The sequence below is a fragment of the Nocardia sp. NPDC005745 genome (assembly GCF_040630775.1).
In the GTDB taxonomy this organism is placed as follows: Bacteria; Actinomycetota; Actinomycetes; order Mycobacteriales; family Mycobacteriaceae; genus Nocardia.
Genome location: NZ_JBEXYF010000004.1, coordinates 139,521 through 155,801 on the forward strand (window position 1 = coordinate 139,521; position 16,281 = coordinate 155,801).

At 69.4% G+C, this 16,281-nt stretch carries 16 protein-coding genes; 4 read left to right on the forward strand and 12 right to left on the reverse strand.

Going from position 1 to position 16,281, the window contains the following annotated elements; translation table 11 throughout:
- Window positions 1-19: 19 nt before the first annotated feature.
- Window positions 20-691: an alpha/beta hydrolase gene (locus ABZ420_RS06375; RefSeq protein ID WP_357117711.1), complete on the reverse strand. Its 672-nt coding sequence runs from the start codon at window positions 689-691 to the stop codon at window positions 20-22.
- Between the two features lie 80 nt (window positions 692-771).
- Here ABZ420_RS06375 and ABZ420_RS06380 point away from each other — a divergent pair, with 80 nt between their 5' ends.
- Together ABZ420_RS06380 and ABZ420_RS06385 are read left to right on the forward strand one after the other, a co-directional pair.
- Window positions 772-1,353 carry a TetR/AcrR family transcriptional regulator gene (locus ABZ420_RS06380; protein ID WP_357117714.1) on the forward strand — a complete coding sequence of 194 codons (582 nt, stop codon included), beginning with the start codon at window positions 772-774 and terminating at the stop codon, window positions 1,351-1,353.
- 91 nt (window positions 1,354-1,444) lie between these two features.
- Window positions 1,445-3,004 carry an NAD(P)/FAD-dependent oxidoreductase gene (locus ABZ420_RS06385; protein ID WP_357117717.1) on the forward strand — a complete coding sequence of 520 codons (1,560 nt, stop codon included), beginning with the start codon at window positions 1,445-1,447 and terminating at the stop codon, window positions 3,002-3,004.
- Here ABZ420_RS06385 and ABZ420_RS06390 read toward each other — a convergent pair.
- From ABZ420_RS06390 to ABZ420_RS06410, 5 genes are all read right to left on the reverse strand, one after another.
- Complete coding sequence (locus tag ABZ420_RS06390; protein WP_357117720.1) at window positions 2,992-3,978, reverse strand: zinc-binding dehydrogenase; 987 nt, start codon at window positions 3,976-3,978, stop codon at window positions 2,992-2,994. The two genes, ABZ420_RS06385 and ABZ420_RS06390, sit on opposite strands and share 13 nt — an antisense overlap.
- 16 nt (window positions 3,979-3,994) lie before the next feature.
- The gene (locus tag ABZ420_RS06395; RefSeq protein ID WP_357117723.1) at window positions 3,995-4,417 is read right to left on the reverse strand and encodes an organic hydroperoxide resistance protein; all 423 of its coding nucleotides are present in this window, start codon (window positions 4,415-4,417) and stop codon (window positions 3,995-3,997) included.
- A gap of 2 nt (window positions 4,418-4,419) precedes the next feature.
- Window positions 4,420-4,866, reverse strand: a complete 447-nt coding sequence (locus ABZ420_RS06400) for a MarR family transcriptional regulator (RefSeq protein WP_357117726.1) — start codon at window positions 4,864-4,866, stop codon at window positions 4,420-4,422.
- 85 nt (window positions 4,867-4,951) lie between these two features.
- Complete coding sequence (locus ABZ420_RS06405) at window positions 4,952-6,145, reverse strand: PQQ-dependent sugar dehydrogenase (protein ID WP_357117729.1); 1,194 nt, start codon at window positions 6,143-6,145, stop codon at window positions 4,952-4,954.
- On the reverse strand, window positions 6,145-7,044 hold the full coding sequence (locus ABZ420_RS06410) for a dienelactone hydrolase family protein (protein WP_357117732.1): 900 nt from the start codon (window positions 7,042-7,044) through the stop codon (window positions 6,145-6,147). The genes ABZ420_RS06405 and ABZ420_RS06410 overlap by 1 nt, the downstream gene beginning before the upstream one ends.
- A 196-nt stretch (window positions 7,045-7,240) precedes the next feature.
- Between ABZ420_RS06410 and ABZ420_RS06415 the strand changes: the two genes are divergently transcribed.
- The gene (locus ABZ420_RS06415) at window positions 7,241-9,262 is read left to right on the forward strand and encodes a CocE/NonD family hydrolase (protein WP_357117735.1); all 2,022 of its coding nucleotides are present in this window, start codon (window positions 7,241-7,243) and stop codon (window positions 9,260-9,262) included.
- Between the two features lie 45 nt (window positions 9,263-9,307).
- Here the strand turns inward: ABZ420_RS06415 and ABZ420_RS06420 are convergent, their stop codons facing one another.
- Both ABZ420_RS06420 and ABZ420_RS06425 read right to left on the reverse strand, forming a co-directional pair.
- Window positions 9,308-10,228, reverse strand: a complete 921-nt coding sequence (locus ABZ420_RS06420) for an LLM class F420-dependent oxidoreductase (protein WP_357117738.1) — start codon at window positions 10,226-10,228, stop codon at window positions 9,308-9,310.
- A gap of 69 nt (window positions 10,229-10,297) precedes the next feature.
- The gene (locus tag ABZ420_RS06425; protein ID WP_357117741.1) at window positions 10,298-10,933 is read right to left on the reverse strand and encodes a helix-turn-helix domain-containing protein; all 636 of its coding nucleotides are present in this window, start codon (window positions 10,931-10,933) and stop codon (window positions 10,298-10,300) included.
- Between the two features lie 241 nt (window positions 10,934-11,174).
- Here ABZ420_RS06425 and ABZ420_RS06430 point away from each other — a divergent pair, with 241 nt between their 5' ends.
- Entirely contained in the window at window positions 11,175-11,648 is a 474-nt protein-coding gene (locus ABZ420_RS06430; protein ID WP_357118086.1) for a gluconokinase, read from the forward strand.
- Between the two features lie 21 nt (window positions 11,649-11,669).
- Here ABZ420_RS06430 and ABZ420_RS06435 read toward each other — a convergent pair whose 3' ends face one another.
- The 4 genes from ABZ420_RS06435 to ABZ420_RS06450 all read right to left on the reverse strand — a co-directional run bounded on the left by ABZ420_RS06435 (window position 11,670) and on the right by ABZ420_RS06450 (window position 16,256).
- The gene (locus ABZ420_RS06435) at window positions 11,670-12,515 is read right to left on the reverse strand and encodes a DUF5995 family protein (protein WP_357118089.1); all 846 of its coding nucleotides are present in this window, start codon (window positions 12,513-12,515) and stop codon (window positions 11,670-11,672) included.
- A gap of 212 nt (window positions 12,516-12,727) precedes the next feature.
- Complete coding sequence (locus tag ABZ420_RS06440) at window positions 12,728-13,522, reverse strand: M50 family metallopeptidase (RefSeq protein ID WP_357117744.1); 795 nt, start codon at window positions 13,520-13,522, stop codon at window positions 12,728-12,730.
- A gap of 85 nt (window positions 13,523-13,607) precedes the next feature.
- The gene (locus tag ABZ420_RS06445; RefSeq protein ID WP_357117747.1) at window positions 13,608-15,278 is read right to left on the reverse strand and encodes a protein kinase; all 1,671 of its coding nucleotides are present in this window, start codon (window positions 15,276-15,278) and stop codon (window positions 13,608-13,610) included.
- Between the two features lie 87 nt (window positions 15,279-15,365).
- Window positions 15,366-16,256 (reverse strand): bile acid:sodium symporter family protein, encoded by an 891-nt coding sequence (locus tag ABZ420_RS06450; protein ID WP_357117749.1) that lies wholly within the window; start codon window positions 16,254-16,256, stop codon window positions 15,366-15,368.
- Window positions 16,257-16,281: the final 25 nt, after the last annotated feature.

Genomic DNA, 16,281 nt, shown 5'->3' on the forward strand with positions numbered 1-16,281 from the left:
GATGTCGCTGTGTGGGGCGTCAGCGCGGTCCCGGAACGTCCAGCAGTATCCGCAGCAAGTCTTCCGGAGCGTCTCGCATCAGGTTGTGCCCGCCGTCGACCGCGTGGGTCGTCCACTCGGCGTCGTCGCGCAATCGCTGGTAGGTGTCGGTGAACGGCGAGGGGGCTTCCCACCCGGTGGCGTAGACATAGTCCCTGCGCCGGATGTGGGTGAGATCCCCGGTGAGCGTGAGTGGTTGGAGGACCGACGCGAGCGGGTGTGGTGTGGCCCGTGGATCGAAGAAGGGTAGCGGGCGTACGGCGTCGCCGGTGTCGACCACGTCCAGGTACCACCGCCGCTCTTGATCCGAGACCAGTGTGAAGCAGGAGTCACCTGATCGCGGAACCACGGCATCGATGTAGACCAGTGCGGCGACCCGGCTCGCCGCGCGGTCGGCGGCGCCGGTGATCACCATGCCGCCGTAACTGTGGCCGACCAGGACCGCGTCGGTGATGTTCTCGGCCGACAGCAGGGCGGTGACGTCTTGGATGTGGGTATCCAGATTTACTCCGTGGCGCAGGTGGACGCGCTCACCGACGCCGCTCAGGGTCAGCGGATACACGCGATGACCGTGCGCCCGCAACTGCTCGGTGAGCTGCTCGAAGCACCAGCCGCCGTGGCACATGCCGGGAATCAGGACGAAAGTCGCCACGCGGCCACCTCTTGGATCGAACCGATCATTACGATCTGGAATGCTAGCAGCATGATCGAACCAGTCGTTACCATCTAGGTATGCCCGTGGCCAAAGGCTCGACGATCGACCCGGCGCGCACCCGCGCCACCATTCTCGAAGCGGCGGAACCGCTGCTGTACGAGCGTGGGCTCGACGGGGTCGGTGTGGCCGAACTGTGCGCGCGGCTCGGGGTGTCCAAGGAGACCTTGTACCGGCACTTCGGTACCAAGGACGGGCTCGTTCAAGCGGTGCTCGAGCTGCGCAGTGAAAAGGTGGGTGCCTGGCTGGCCTGCGCGGTCGAGTCGGCCGGTGACGATCCTGCCGAACAGTTGGCCGCGGTCTTCGACGCTTTGGGGGAGTGGTACGCGCAACCGGGCTTTCGCGGTTGCGCGATGGTGAACGCGGCAGCCCAGCACTACGACGAGCAGGTGCGGGCCGTCACCGCGCGGCACCTGCATCGCTATCTCGACCTCTTCACCGCAATCGCCGCCCGCGCCGGGGCAAAGGATCCAGCTGTCCTGGGTCGGCAATTGCTCATGCTGGTGGAGGGGGCGACCGTCGTCGCGACGATGCACGGCCCGGCGGGTGTCGGCGGGCAGGCTCGCGCCGCCGCCGCGGCTCTGCTTGCCGCGGCCACCTGAACGGGCTTGACCCCCGCCTTCCAGCGCGACGTCGTGCGACCGGGCCGCCGGGGTGCTGTCGTCCGGTGCCGATTCGTGCTATCGAGAACCCATGACGCCGACGCGCTCTTCCTACGATGTCGTGATCGTCGGCGGCGGTCACAACGGTTTGGTGGCCGCCGCGTACCTGGCGCGGGCCGGGCGGTCGGTGCTGGTGCTCGAGCGGCAGCCGCGCACCGGCGGCGCGGCGGTGTCCGAGAGGGTGTTCGCGGGCGTCGACGCGCGGCTTTCGCGGTACTCCTATCTGGTGAGCCTGCTGCCACGATCGATCGTCCTGGACCTGGGCTTGCGGTTCGAGACGCGGCGGCGCGCGGTCTCGTCGTACACGCCGGTCGGAGAGGGAGGTCTGCTCGTCTCGTCTCAGCGGGCGCGGACGGCGGCGAGTTTCGCGCGGCTGACCGGCTCCGATCGGGAGTTCGGCGCGTGGCAGCGGTTCTACGCGTCGACCGACCAGCTGGCCCGGCGGGTTTTCCCGACGCTGACCCGGCCGCTTCCGTCCAAGGAGGCGCTGCGGCACATCGTCGACGACGCGCCCACCTGGGAGGCTCTGTTCGAGCGGCCGCTCGGCGAGACGATCGAGTCCACGTTCGACGACGACACCGTGCGCGGTGTGGTGCTCACCGACGCGCTGATCGGCACCTTCACCCACGCGCACGATCCGTCACTGCGGCAGAATCGCTGCTTGCTCTATCACGTGATCGGCGGGGGAACCGGCGACTGGGATGTGCCGATCGGGGGTATGGGCGCGCTCACCGACGCACTGGCCGAGGCCGCGCGATCGTCGGGAGCGGAAATCGTCACCGGCTGTGTGGTGACGAGCATCGAAACCGACGGCAGCACAGCGGAAGTCGTGCATCCGGACGGGAGAATCGGAGCGCGCCACGTTCTGGCGAACGTCGCGCCGTATACGCTCGCGGGGTTGCTCGGTGCGCCCTTACCGCCGAAACCCGAAGGCGCGCAGCTGAAGATGAACATGTTGCTGCGGCGCCTCCCGCGCTTGCGCGACGCGGAAGCCGATCCCAGGGAGGCGTTCGCGGGGACTTTCCACATCGGGGAGTCGTACGCCCAACTCGACCGAGCCTACGGTGAGGCCGCGATCGGCCGGATCCCCTCAGCGCCACCCGCCGAAATCTATTGCCACACGCTGACGGATCCGACGATCCTGGGACCGGAACTGGCCGCGCAGGGGGCGCACACACTCACGCTGTTCGGACTGCACGCTCGCGGAAAACTCTTCGCCGCCGACCACGCCGCAGCCAAAGACGAGATCGTGCGATCGACTCTCGCGCAACTGGATTCGGTGCTCGCCGAGCCGATCGCGGACTGTTTGGCGACGGATGAGAACGGCGCACCCTGCCTCGAGGCGAAAACTCCGATCGAACTGGAGCGCGAGGTCGGTCTCCCCGGTGGACACATCTTCCACCGGGATCTGGCCTTCCCCTACCTCCCGGAGGACGCCGATCCCGCCGACCCCGCGGCCCGGTGGGGCGTGGCGACCGGCTACCTCAATGTATTCCTCTGCGGTGCGGGCGCCATCCGGGGCGGCGGGGTCAGCGGCATCCCTGGGCACAATGCCGCGATGGCCGTGCTCGACGCCGGTCAGGCAGGCTGACCCCGCAGCGCGACCTTGGCGGCGCGCCCCGGCGTCTCGGTGGCGACCGCCGCGTCCGCCGCCTCCTCCAGCGGATAGGCGGCTTCGATATCCAGTCGCAGGACGCCGTCGGCCGCGAGGGCGATCAGCTCGCGGATGAGCCGCCCTCGATGCTCGGCGCCGATCTCCTCGATCCGCTTGGCGCCCCAGAAGCCCTTGATCACCACCTGTTTGAAGATCAGCGGGCCCGGGTCGAGCGACAACGGCTGCCCCGAGAGCGCACCGAAGGAGATCAGCTGCCCGCCCGGCGCGAGCAATGCCAACTCGGCGGCCCCGGCCCGGCCGCCCACCTGATCGACGGCCCGCAGGATCGGCGCGCCCGAGGTGGCTGCTTCCACCTGGTCGCGCCAGCCCTCGCTCTCGGTGTCGAGCACCGGCTCGTAGCCGAGTTCACGCAGCGCCGCGACCGAGGCCGGGCCGCGCACGAGATTCAGCACGTTCAGACCGCGCTGCCTGGCGAAGACGTTCACGAGCCTGCCGACCGCGCCGTTGGCGGCATTGATCGTCAGCCAGTCGCCGGAGGACAGTTCGAGGTCCTCGATCAGCATCAGCGCGCTCAACGGCATGGCCAGCAGCTGAGCCGCGGTCTCGTCGGAGACCGTGTCGGGCAGCGGAATCACCTGCCGGGCCGGGACGACGAAATACTCGGCCCACACGTTCTGCGCGCCGGACACCGTCACTCGCTGCCCGACCGACAGGTCGCCGACCTCGGGACCCACCGCGTCGACCCGCGCGACCGCCTCGCTGCCGGGAATCGCGGGCAACTCGGGACGGTAGCCGTAAACGCCGCGCACGATGGCCAGATCGTGATTGTGGATCGGCGACAGGATCAGCGCGAGCCGCACCTCGCCCGGCCCCGGCTCGGGTACCGGGCGTTCGGCGGTGGCCAGCACGTCCTTCGGTTCGCCGAATCGTTCGATGACTACGGCACGCATAACCGCTCCTTCTGGATCAGTCGTCGGCAACGAGGACCTGGACGTCGATATTGCCGCGGGTCGCGTTGGAATACGGGCACACCTGATGGGCCTTGTCGGCGAGCGCCTGCGCGTCCTCGCGGGACAGATGGGGAAGCGAGACCTCCAGCGTAACGGCCAGGCCGAAGCCACCGGCGTCGTTCGGGCCGATACCGACCTTCGCGCCGACGGCGGAGTCGTCCACATTGGTCGAGGTCTGCTTGCCGACCAGGCGCAACGCCGAATGGAAACACGCCGCGTAGCCCGCCGCGAACAGTTGTTCGGGGTTGGTGCCCTCGCCGTTGCCGCCCATCTCCTTGGGAATCGACAGGTTCACGTCGATCTTGCCGTCGGTGGTGCGCGCATGGCCGTCGCGACCGTCGCCGCTGGCCAGGGCCTCTGCGGTGTAGAGGATTCGCATGTCTACTCTCCTTCGTTCAACTGAGACTTCAGCGCCTCGGTCAGTCGGTGCAAAATGCCGCGCAATGCCATGACTTCGTCCATGGACAAGCCACTGGCCTCGGCCATCTGGGCGGGGATGTCACCCGCCTCGGCACGCAGCGCGCGCCCGCGCTCGGTGAGCCGGATGTCGACGCGGCGTTCATCGGCCGGCGACCGCCGCCGCTCGACCAAGCCGGCCGCCTCGAGTCGCTTGAGCAGCGGCGAGAGCGTGCCGGAATCGAGGTCGAGTGCCTGGCAGACGTCTCCGACGCTGCGTTCGTCGCGTTCCCACAGCGCCAGCATCACCAGGTACTGCGGGTAGGTGAGCCCGAGCCGTTCCAGCTTCGGGCGATAGACCGCCGTCATCGCCCGGGACGCCGCGTAGAGCGGGAAGCAGAGCTGCTCGTCGAGGGTGAGGTGATCGGTCATGAGCAATAATGTAGGGGTCAATTAGATTGTGTGCAACATAAATGAGCGGTGGCGCCCGTCACACGGCTCGCGGAAGGGCAGCGGTTCAGCGTGACGGGAAGCGAAGGACGCGATCGTCGCCGCTCGCGGGGTCGCCCCGGCCGTCGGTGTTGGAGGTGGTGAGCCACAGCGCTCCATCCGGGGCGGTTTCCACGGTGCGCAACCGGCCGTACCGGTCGCGCAGTTCGGCCCGGGGCCCGCCCACGCGGCCGTCCTCGAGCGGCACGGTCCACAGCCGCTGCCCGCGTAGCGCCGCGACATAGAGGGTGTCGCCGGTGATGGCGATGCCCGAGGGCGAGGCTTCCGCGGTGGTCCAGGTCAGCAGCGGATCGGTGAAGCCGCGGTCGGCGCCGCCCCCGCCCTCGACGTCGGGCCAGCCGTAGTTGCGGCCGGGCTCGATCAGATTGATCTCGTCGAACCGGTTCTGCCCGAACTCCGCCGCGAACAGGCGACCGGCCCGATCCCACGCCAGTCCCTGCACGTTGCGGTGGCCGAGACTGTAGACCGGCGAGCCGGGATACGGATTGCCCGGCGCGGGAGCGCCTTCAGGAGTCGTCCGAAGGATCTTTCCGTTCGGGCTCGCCGGATCCTGCGAGCGTCCGGATTCCCCGGCGTCGCCGGTCCCGGCGTACAGCATGCCGTCGGGCCCGAACGCGATCCGTCCGCCGTTGTGGTTACCGGCCTCGGCGATGCCGGTGACGATCGCCTCGGGCGGGCCGTCGAGCCGGAACCGGACGATCCGATTGTCCGTCTCGGAGGTGAAATAGGCGTAGACATACCGGCTTTCGGCGTAGTCCGGCGCGACGGCGAGCCCGAGCAGACCGCCTTCGCCACGTGCGGCGACGTCGGGCAGCCGGTAGACCTGTTCCGGCGCACGGCCTGCGGCGACTCGCACGATCCGTCCGGAGTCACGCTCCGCGACCAGCGCGGCGCCGTCGGGCAGGAAGGCCAGGCCCCACGGGACCTCGATGTCCCTCGCGACTTCCTCGGCGGCATCGAGGTCGGGTCTTCCCGCCGGGTCGCTCGGTGCGATGGTGCCTGTCGCAGGCGCACCGCTCGGCGTGGTCGGGCTCTCGCCGCCGCAGGCGCCTACCGCCGCTACGGAAAAGAGCAAGGCGATCACCGCGAGCAAGCGCGGCGCGTGGATCGGGACGTCGCTACCGGGGGCGCACGCTCGGTCGGCGCCCCCGCCGCCCGAAGGCGCCGGGTTGACGAGGAAGCGGCCCGATTCGAGTGCCATCAGCCGAGATACGTGCCGTACCAATCCAGGACGCGGCGCCATGCTTCGGTGGCCGCCGTGGCGTTGTACCGCTGACCGGTGTCGTTGAAGAAGGCGTGGTCGGCGTCGGGTGCGGTGAAGATCTGATGCGGGGCGCCCGAGCGGGCCAGTGCGGCCTCCGCAGCGGGCCGGGAGGCGTTCACGCGGGCGTCGGCCGCCGCGTAGACACCGAGCACCGCGGCTTTCGACGCGGAGAGATCGCCGTTGTTTGGGAACGGTCCGTAGAAGGGTGTCGCCGCGGCGAGCGGGGACGGGCCGGAGGTCAGCAACAGCCAGGTCAGGCCACCGCCGAAGCAGAAACCAGTAACGCCGAGCTTCTTTCCCTCGACCCGGCGCTGGAGTTCGTCGAGCCCGGCGCGCAGATCGGCGACGAGCTGTTCCTGCGGGATGCGGCTCAGTTCGGCGGTCGCGGCGGCCGGATCGGTGAACGCGGCGGTGCCGCCTCGCGCGGACAGCAGGTCGACCGCGAGCGCGGAGTATCCGGCGCCCGCGAAACGTCCTGCCACCGAACGGATGTGGTCGGTGAGGCCCTTGTTCTCATGGACGACCAGCACCCCGCCCCGCGGCTGCGGCGCCGTAGCCCACGCGGCTCGCAGTGGCGTCGCGCCGGGTCCGGCGAAGGTGACCGCGGCGGTCGGGAGGGCGGCGGCGGAACCGGGTGGCGTCGACGGCGCCGTGGGGCTGGGCGCGGAATCGGTGATCGCGGTGTCGTTGCTCGCGCAGGCGGCCAGCAGGGCGCTTGCGGCGGTGACGCCGAGCCCGAGCAGCCCGAGCCTGCGCAACGCCTCCCGCCGGGGGAGCAGGCCGTCGGCGTGATCGGCCGCGATCTCCTCGGCGATGTAGCGCTGCAACGGCGTCATGCGCCCACGATAAGCCGGATCGTTGGCGGGTGCGCGGCGTTCGCCGTCTGTTCGCCCACGACAAACCGGCCCGACCGCGCATCCCACGGCATTCGCCAGGCGATTGCTACGTTGTCGCTCTATCGGGCGATCGATGGTCGGTCCGCACACCGGTCGAGGGAGCGAGATGGCAGCGGGGCGTGACATGGGACGAACGATGAGTAGGGCGATTCGGATGGTGGCGACGGTCGCGGTGCTGGCGGCCGTGGGATTCGGGTCGGGGCCCGCGGTCGCGGAGCCGTCCGTCGAGTCCCACACCGTGGGATGGACCGCGTTGCACGACGGTCCCCAGCCGTATGCCGACGTGCACATCGACTGGGACGTCCCGATCCGGATGAGCGACGGCGTCGTGCTGAAGGCCAACGTGTACCGGCCGGTGAAGCAGGGCGGCGAGGTGGAGCAGCAGCCGCTGCCGACCATCGTGAATCTGACCCCCTACACCAAGCTCATGACCAATCTGATCGACACGGCGCTCGCGGTGCCCGGCTTGCAGCCGCTGACCGTCCGGCTGGTCAACCGCGTGAATCTGGCCCGTACGCCGGTCAGCGGTTTCGGCGATCTGCTGCACGCGGTCGACGGCGGCACCGTGCAGACGGTCCTGGGACTCGATCGCAACCTGATCCGCGCCGGATACACCCAGGTCATCGCCGACGTGCGCGGGACCGGTTTCTCCCAGGGCGCGTGGGACACCCTCGGCGAGCGGGAACAACTCGACACCCGCGAGGTGATCGACTGGGCGGCCGCGCAGCCGTGGTCGAACGGCCGGATCGGGATGAGCGGCGGTTCGTATTCGGGGATCAACCAGCTGCGCGCCGCCGAGGACGCCCCGGCGCCGTTGCAGGCGATCTTCCCCGTGGAACCCGGGAGCGACCTGATGCGTGACGTCGTCGCGCCGGGCGGTGGGGTGGGGACGACGTTCCTGCCGATGTGGCTCAACACGGTCAACCAGCTGAAGCTGATTCCCGACGTGCAGTCGATGTTGAACGGCACCTTCGACTGGGGGTGGCTGCACGAACGGATGTCCGATCCGGCCAGCAACGTCGATCTACTGGCCCAGGCGCTGCTCACGCCTTCGCTCGACCACGTGCCGCCCGCCCTGGCCGACGCGCTGGACGAGGACAGCTACTTCCGGCGCGGCATCGAGGGCCACCCGGAGCGCATCACGGTGCCCACCTTCGTCTACGGCGGCTGGCACGACATATTCGCCAACAGCGCGACCAAGCTGTACAACGCCATTCCGCTGCCCGCGGGCAGGAAGCAATTGATCGTCGGCGATACCTATCACGCGAATCCCGGTGCGGGGACCGGCATTCCCGGAGCGCCGCCGCGGCTGGACGTGTTGCAGCGGGTGTGGTTCGACAAGTGGTTGAAGGACGTCGACCACGGCTTGGGCGATTTCGGGCCGGTCACCGTGTGGGAACAGGGAGGCGGCTGGATCACCCTCGGGCAGTTCCCGCAGAAGGACCTCAACCATCGCCGCGTGTATCTCTCGGCCACGCCGAGCGGCACCACCGGAAAAGCGGTATACGACGGATCGCTGACGATGACCGTCCCCGACGAGCAACGGACATTGACGGTGGCGCCCGGCCTCGCCGCGGCGTGTTCCCGCGACACCGCGCAGGGCTCGGCAGGCATGGCGGCGGTGGTGGACGTGTGCGCGAAGGACTCGCGCATCGCCGAGCGCAACGCGCTGACCTTCACCAGTGCGCCGATGACCGAGCGCACGGTCATCTCGGGTCCGGTGAACGTGCACCTCAACACCGTGCACGACGCCACCGACGGCTACTGGAGCGTCACGATGAACGATGTAGCGCCCGACGGATCCTCGAAGGTGCTGACCACCGGCCAGTTGACCGCCTCCCTGCGCGCCGTAGACGAGCAGAAGAGCAGCCGCACATCGTCCGGCGATCTGACCGAACCGTTCAACCCGCTCACCCTGGACAGTATGCGGCCGGTCGTTCCCGGTGAGCCCGTGGTGCTGGACATCGCGGTCATCCCCACCCAAGCGGTGCTGCAACCAGGTCACCGGCTGCGGATCGACGTCTTCGCGGGCAACTCGCCGAAGGCGCTGGCCTTCCGCCCCATGCTCAACAACACCGAACTGAAGCCCCAGCACCTCGAGTTGGATCCGTCGGCGCCGAGCTTCGTCATCGTGCCGACCAACCGTCCGCTGGGCTGAACGCCGCGTGGGGTCGTCTTGCCGGGCGACCCCACGCGCCAGGGCTCACAATTGCGACTGCACCTGCGCGGAGATCAGCTCGAGATGCTCGAGATCGGTCAGATCGAGCACCTGCAGGTAGATGCGGCTGGTGCCGATCTCGGTGTACCGGCCGATCTTGTCCACCACCTCGGCCGGTGAGCCGGCCAGGCCGTTGGTCTTCAGCTCGTCCACTTCGCGTCCGATCGCGGCGGCCCGGCGCGCCACCTCGGCGTCGTTCGCGCCGACGCAGACCACCAGCGCGTTGGAGTAGACCAGGTCGTCGGCCGCGCGTCCGTAGGTCTCGGCGGCGGCGCGCACCCGCTCGAACTGCCGCGCGCTGTCCTCGAGCGAGGAGAACGGCATATTGAACTCGGCGGCGTACTGCGCGGCCAGCCGGGGGGTGCGGGTGGCGCCCTGGCCGCCGATCAGCACCGGAATCGGGTCCTGCACCGGCTTGGGCAGGGCGGGGGAATCGGTGAGCTGGTAGTGCTTGCCGTTGTAGCTGAACGTGTCGCCGGGTTTGGTCGCCCAGAGCCCGGTGATGACGGCCAGCTGTTCTTCCAACCTGGCGAACTTGTCGGCGGGGAACGGGATGCCGTACGCGGCGTGCTCCTCGGCGAACCAGCCGCTGCCCAGACCGAATTCGACGCGGCCGCCGGACATCTGGTCCACCTGGGCCACCTGGATGGCGAGCGGGCCGGGCAGCCGGAAGGTGGCGGCGGTGACCAGGGTGCCCAGGCGGATCCGTTCGGTCTCCCTGGCCAGTCCGGCGAGGGTGATCCAGGCATCGGTGGGGCCGGGCAGGCCGTCGGCGCCGCCCATGCTCAGGTAGTGGTCGGAGCGGAAGAACGCGTCGAATCCCAAGTCCTCGGTGGCCTTGGCAACGGTGAGCAGCGTGTCGTAGCTCGCACCCTGCTGCGGCTCGGTGAAGATGCGTAGTTCCATGTCAATGACCCTAGTCGGTCGGAGCATGGGCGAATCGCTCCGCTCGCGCCATGCGGAGGCACCGCCGGATTACCGAGATTCACCGGCGGCGGGGGTTCGGTGCTCGCCTGGCGTCGGCGATTCCGGCCGCGTGTAAGTCCGTGCGATGAGCGCGGCGCGTAATCGGTACAGCACGTGCGGAACGGCGGTGTCCAGGCCGGTGAGGCGGCCGATGCGCTTCAGACGATGGTCCACGGTGTTCGGGTGCAGATACATCGTCCGGGAGGTCCGCCTGCGGTTGAAGTCGTTGCGGATGTGCTCGCGCAGGGTGTCGAACAGCTCGGGATGGCCCTCAAGCGGGTCGAGCAGCGCCGCCAGCCGATCGCGTCCCGGCCCCGGCCGGGTGAGCTGGTATTCGAGGGCCAGATCCTCGAAACGGTACAGACCCGGCGGGTTCCGCAGGCGCCGGACCATGTCGAGCAGTTCGTGTGCCTGGTCGGCGGCGCCGGGGATCCGGTCGGGCTCGGCGGCCATGGCGGCGGCGGTGAGCGGGGCGGGTACCGCCGTGGCCAGGGCGGCGACCAAGGCGTCGAGTTCGTTCGCGGCGATCAGCGACTCCGGTACCAGGATCGTCCCGCCGATCGCGCTGAGCACGGCGGGGTCCGCCCGTAGCTCGAGCGTGCGGTCGCGGTCCGGATGTCGGACCAGGTCCGTGCATTGCGTCATCGCGAACATTCGTACTTCCCATCCGGTCCGCGCGGATTTCAAATCTCTTGACGCAGAACGAAATCGGCGGGCCGCAGTCTCGGTCCTCGAAATCTAGCCGCAGGCGGGGCGGATCGTCACTGCACGGGCCGACGAAGTGCTCGCCCGCTAGGTTGTTGCCGATGACAAGTCCGCGCGCACGACAGATCCGCCGCCACGGGGGAAGGAAGTTCGAGTGCACGATGTACCGGTGATCGTCGTGATGGGGGTGTCGGGTTCGGGAAAGACGACGGTCGGCACCCGCCTGGCCGACGCGCTCGGGGTCGAGTACGCCGAGGGCGACGACTTCCACCCCCGCGCGAACGTCGCGAAGATGGCGGCGGGGGCGTCGTTGGACGATGCTGATCGCGCACCATGGCTCGACGGCCTGGCCGCGTGGATGGCCGAGCGATCCGGACGGGGCGGCGTCGTCACGTGCTCGGCTCTCAAACGGACCTACCGCGACCGGCTGCGTGCCTCCGCCCCCGAGGCGTTCTTCCTGCATCTGAGCGTGCCGCGCGCCGAACTCGAGCGGCGTGTGACCGGACGTCGCGGGCATTTCATGCCGCCGAGCCTGCTCGATTCCCAGCTGGCCACCCTGGAGCCGCTCGGTCCCGACGAGGACGGCAGCACCATCGATGCGGGGGGCCCGCCCGAGGAGGTGGTCCGGCGAGCCGTGGCAGCGCTGGACAGGTGAGCCGCGCGCCGGGTTCGCCCGCTAGAGGCCGCCGAGATCCGACAAGACATCGAAAGCGAGATCGAGGCCGCGCCACAACGTGTCGATCTCTGCGGTCACGACGGGTGCCGCGGCCGGATCCCGCATGGCCAATCCGTTCGAGAGAATGACGACGTTGGCGCCCGCGTCGGCCAGACGGAGCATGGGGCCGGTCGCCACCCCGCGACCGAGCACCAGGTCCAGGCCCTCGCCGACGAAGTAGAAGCGCCACAGCGGGCCGAGGTCGCCGCCGTAGACCGCTTTGGTCGCGTCCACGATCAGCGCACCGTGCTGGGCGATCGCGTCGACGATGCGGAAGTAGTCGCCCGCGTTTGCGGCGGTGCTGCCGACCGCGGCGACGGAATAGGACAGGTCGACGCTCAGATGCGCGTTGTACCCGGCCATCGCCACGCGCGCGGGGGACAGCTCGCAGTGGCGGGTCAGGGCGAAATAGTGCGCCCAGTGCGGGTCGACGGGTGCGCCGGTGAATTCGGCGTGCACTGTGCGCAGGAAGCGCGACAGCAGTTCGAGACTGATCCGATGCGCCCACTCCGGGTCGTCGAACGACGCGGGGTCGCGCTGTAGCGGCAGGACGGCGGCCCGTTCGACCGCGTCGAGCCCGAGGGCGAACACCCCGCGCAGATCGCGGTGGGCGACCAGGATCTCCGTGATCCGCCGGTGCCGGTCGACGGCTTCCTCCAATTGCCACAGCGCGGAACCGGTCAGCGTGCCGGTGTCGGACAGTTCCGCGATAGCGGCCGTCTCGGCAGGCGCCAGCGGTGTGCCGCAGGCCGTGGCCGCCGGTGCGGCGGAGGCGTTCGCCGCACCGAGCGAGATCGTGAGGAGCAGCGCTGTCACGGCCGAGGTCAGTGCTGAAAAAAACTGCCGCGCAGCAGTACTCGGCGTACGCGCGAGGATGTTCGGCATGCTGGCTCCAGGGTCGTGGATCGCGATTCCGCGCCGGGACGGCCGAAGTGGATGATTCGGCGATGCGGCACGCGGTGGGTGGCGCAGGGCGGGATCGAAGCCTATCCGAGCCGATCGCGTCGCGCAGCGCGGCGTCAGTGCGACGCGAAGCAGGAGCCGGAAGGCGCGCCCGGCAGGCAGATCTCGGCGATGGCGGAGACGAGCAGCCACGCGCCGATCAGCAGCGAACCCACGGCTATCGTGCCGAACACGAACACCCACAGCAGGCCGGGCAGCCGGGTGAGCCTGGCGAGTTGATCGGCGTCGGAGTCGACTTCGTGATAGCGGGCGCGCTGCTGCCTGGAACGTCCCCGCTGTAGCTCGAGCACCGGCCGCGCCCCGGCGAACAGCAGGAACCAGGCGCCCAGATACGCGAAACCCGCTTGCAGCGTGTCGGTGCCGAACCAGGAGACGACGAAGACCGCCGCACCGAGTCCGAGCACGGTGATACCGCCGTAGATGTTCCTGATCTTGATCAGGAGCGCGGCGAGCAGGACGATGGCGGTCCACAGCATCAGCGTGATCCGGCTGGCGCCCAGCAGGGCGGCGAACCCGAGGCCGAGCAGCGGCGGCGCGGGGTAACCCGCCATCGTGGTGAGGATCATCCCGAGGCCGTAGGGTTTTCCGCTCGACACCGTGAGTCCCGAGGTGTCCGAATGCAATCGGATGCTGTTGAGCTTGCGGCCGGTGAGCAGCGCGACCAGGGCGTGCCCGCCTTCGTGCGCGATGGTGACGATATTGCGGGTGAGCCGCCAGATCGGGGTGTAACCCACCAGCACGAGCGCCGCCACCGCGGCCGCCACCACCAGCCACCACGGCGGTTGCGCTTGCGTCGTCGTCAGACGATCGGCGATGGAGGCGCCGCGCTCGAAGAATTCCGCTCTGTCCACCGCCGCACCTTAACCGCCCGCGGACGACCGCGCTCGTGGCATGCGTTCCCCTTCGCGACATCAGGGCGACGGCGGCGTCCTATCCTCAGCTCTTGCGTAGGGTCCCTTCGATGTTGCCGAAAATCCCGGAGAGGCTGTAGGCCACCGAGCCGTCCGGTTGCAATCTGACCGTCGAGGTGGAGCCGTTGTCGAAGCAGGTGGGAGAGCCGCCGGACAGTCGCGCGACAAACGACAGCTCGGTCTCGGTGGCGCCGGTGAGGGTCTCCGCGCGCTCGCACCGCTCACCCTTCAGCTTGCCGGTGTTCGACGACTGCGCGACCTCCTCGCCGACCGCGCCGTCTCCGATGGTCAGCACGATGTCGAACGACGCGATGACATCACGGGCGACCCCTTTCCACTCGCCGAGAAAGGCCTTGGGAATGCTTGTGCCGGAGGGACTGCTGGTGGTCGTCGGGCTCGTGTCACCGGCCTGCGTGGCGGTAGTTGTGGCGGGTTTGGCGGTGGCTTGGGTGGTCTGCGCGATCGAATCGTTCGAATCGTCGTTCCGTAGCTGTGCGCCGACCACGAACGCCGCTACGGCGACGGCGATGCAGACGACGAGCGCGCCCGTGACGAGCAGGGCGCGGCCGGGGCGGCGCGGATGAGGTTCGGCGGCGGCCGCGCCGAACCGGGGCGAACTCGGGTGTGCGGGCGGGTACGTGTGGTGTCCGGTGTACGTGGGAGACGCCTGCGGCGGGCCCGGATGCCGCAGGTGCGTGGGCGCCGATCGCCCGGGGTCGCTGTGCGGGTGCGCAGGTGCGGCCGAATGGATCATGGTGTCGGCGGTGCGCGCGGGATGCGGGGGTGCGGGAAGGTCCGGGCGATCGAACGGCCCGGAGTCCAGGTTCAGCAGCTCCACGGCGCGGTGGCTGACCTCCTCGAGCACCGGAGCGGGCAGCCAGCCGCCGCGCTCGGGGATGCCGAGAGCGGTGAGCTGGGTGAGCAACTGGTCCGGCGTCGGGCGGGCCGCGGCGTCCTTGATCAGGCAGGCCGACACCAGCGGGCGCAGTCGCTGCGGGACGTCGTCGAGCTGCGGCTCCTCGTACACCACCCGCCACAGCATCTGCACGGTGTCGCCGACGCCGAACGGTCCGTGGCCGGTCGCCGCGAACACCAGGATCCCGCCGAGGGCGAAGACGTCCGCGGGCGGGCCGACCGGGTCGCCGGTCACCTGCTCCGGGCACATGAAACCCGGAGAGCCGATGACCTTTCCGGTGGTGGTCAGCCGACTGTCGTCGACGGCGCGGGCGATGCCGAAATCGATCACCTTGGGACCGTCGAGAGCCAGGAGGACATTGGACGGCTTGAGGTCGCGGTGCACCACCCCGGCGCCGTGGACCGCCATCAACGCCTCGATCAGCCCGTGTGCCAGTACGAGCAGCGCGTGCTCGGTGAACGGCCCGTACCGGTCGACCGCGTCGGCCAGCGAGAACCCGGCCACGTAACCGGTGGCCAGCCACGGCGGATCGGCGTCCACGTCGGCGTCGAGCACCGGCGCGGTGAACCGTCCGCCGACCCGGCGCGCCGCGGCGACCTCCCGCCGGAAGCGCATGCGGAACTCCGCGTCGATCATGTCGGGGCGGATGACCTTGACCGCGACGGTGCGCCCGCCCGCGTTCCGGCCGAGGTAGACGCGGCCCATGCCACCGACGCCCAGCACGCCGAGCAGACGGTAGTCCCCGATCCTGGCCGGATCGTTCATGCCGAGCGGTTGCATCGCGCAGCTGGTTCCCTTCTCATGGCGTACGACCCTCCGAGAGGCTACTCACCGGGCACTCTCGTGTTCGCGCAGCGCCTGCCCCCGCTAACCGGCCATGCTGGGCGCGGGCGCGGGTTGGTCCCGCCGCGCCCGCCTGGCCAGCAGATATGCCGCGAGCGCCGCGGGAATGTTCATCAGAACGCCGTAGACCGCGCCGGGCACGGCCATGGTCTCGTTGTCCAGCACCGACGCGGCGACGGCGATCGCTAGCGCCGCGTTGTGCACGCCGATCTCCATGGCCGAGGCGATGGCCTGATCGGTTTCCACTCGCGCGAGCCGGGGCACGAAGTAGCCGACGGCCAGGCTGATCACGGCGAAGGACAGGCAGATCGCGGACAGCTTTCCGATGTGCTCCGACAATGTGTCCAGATTCGAGCCCACCCCGGCCGCGATCACCAGCGCGAGCACCACGACCGAAAGGATCTTGACCGCACCGCGCATCCGGCGCGACCATTCCGGGAACCGCCGGTGCACCGCCATGCCGATCGCGACGGGCACGAGCACGATGGCGAAGACCTGAGCGAATTTGTCCGGCCGCAGCCCGACCGAGCCCTCGCCGTCCAGGAACAAGGCGTAGGACAGCGCCACCACCACCGGCATGGTGAACACCGCGAGCACCGAATTGATCGCGGTGAGCGTGATGTTCAGCGCCACGTTGCCCCCGGCGATGTGACTGAACAGGTTCGCCGACGCACCGCCCGGCGACGCGGCCAGCAGCAGCATGCCCGCGGCCAGCGCGCCGTCGAGTCCGAACAGGCGGATCAGGCCAAGGCACACCGCGGGCAACAGGACCATCTGGCACACCAGCGCGATCACCGCCGCTTTCGGATAGCGCAGCACGCGCGCGAAATCGTCGGTCGTCAGCGTCAATCCGAGCCCGAACATCACCAGGGCCAGTGCCAGCGGCAGCAACACCGCGAAAATCGTTGCACCCATGGGGGTCTCCTCTCCGCCGAGCGGC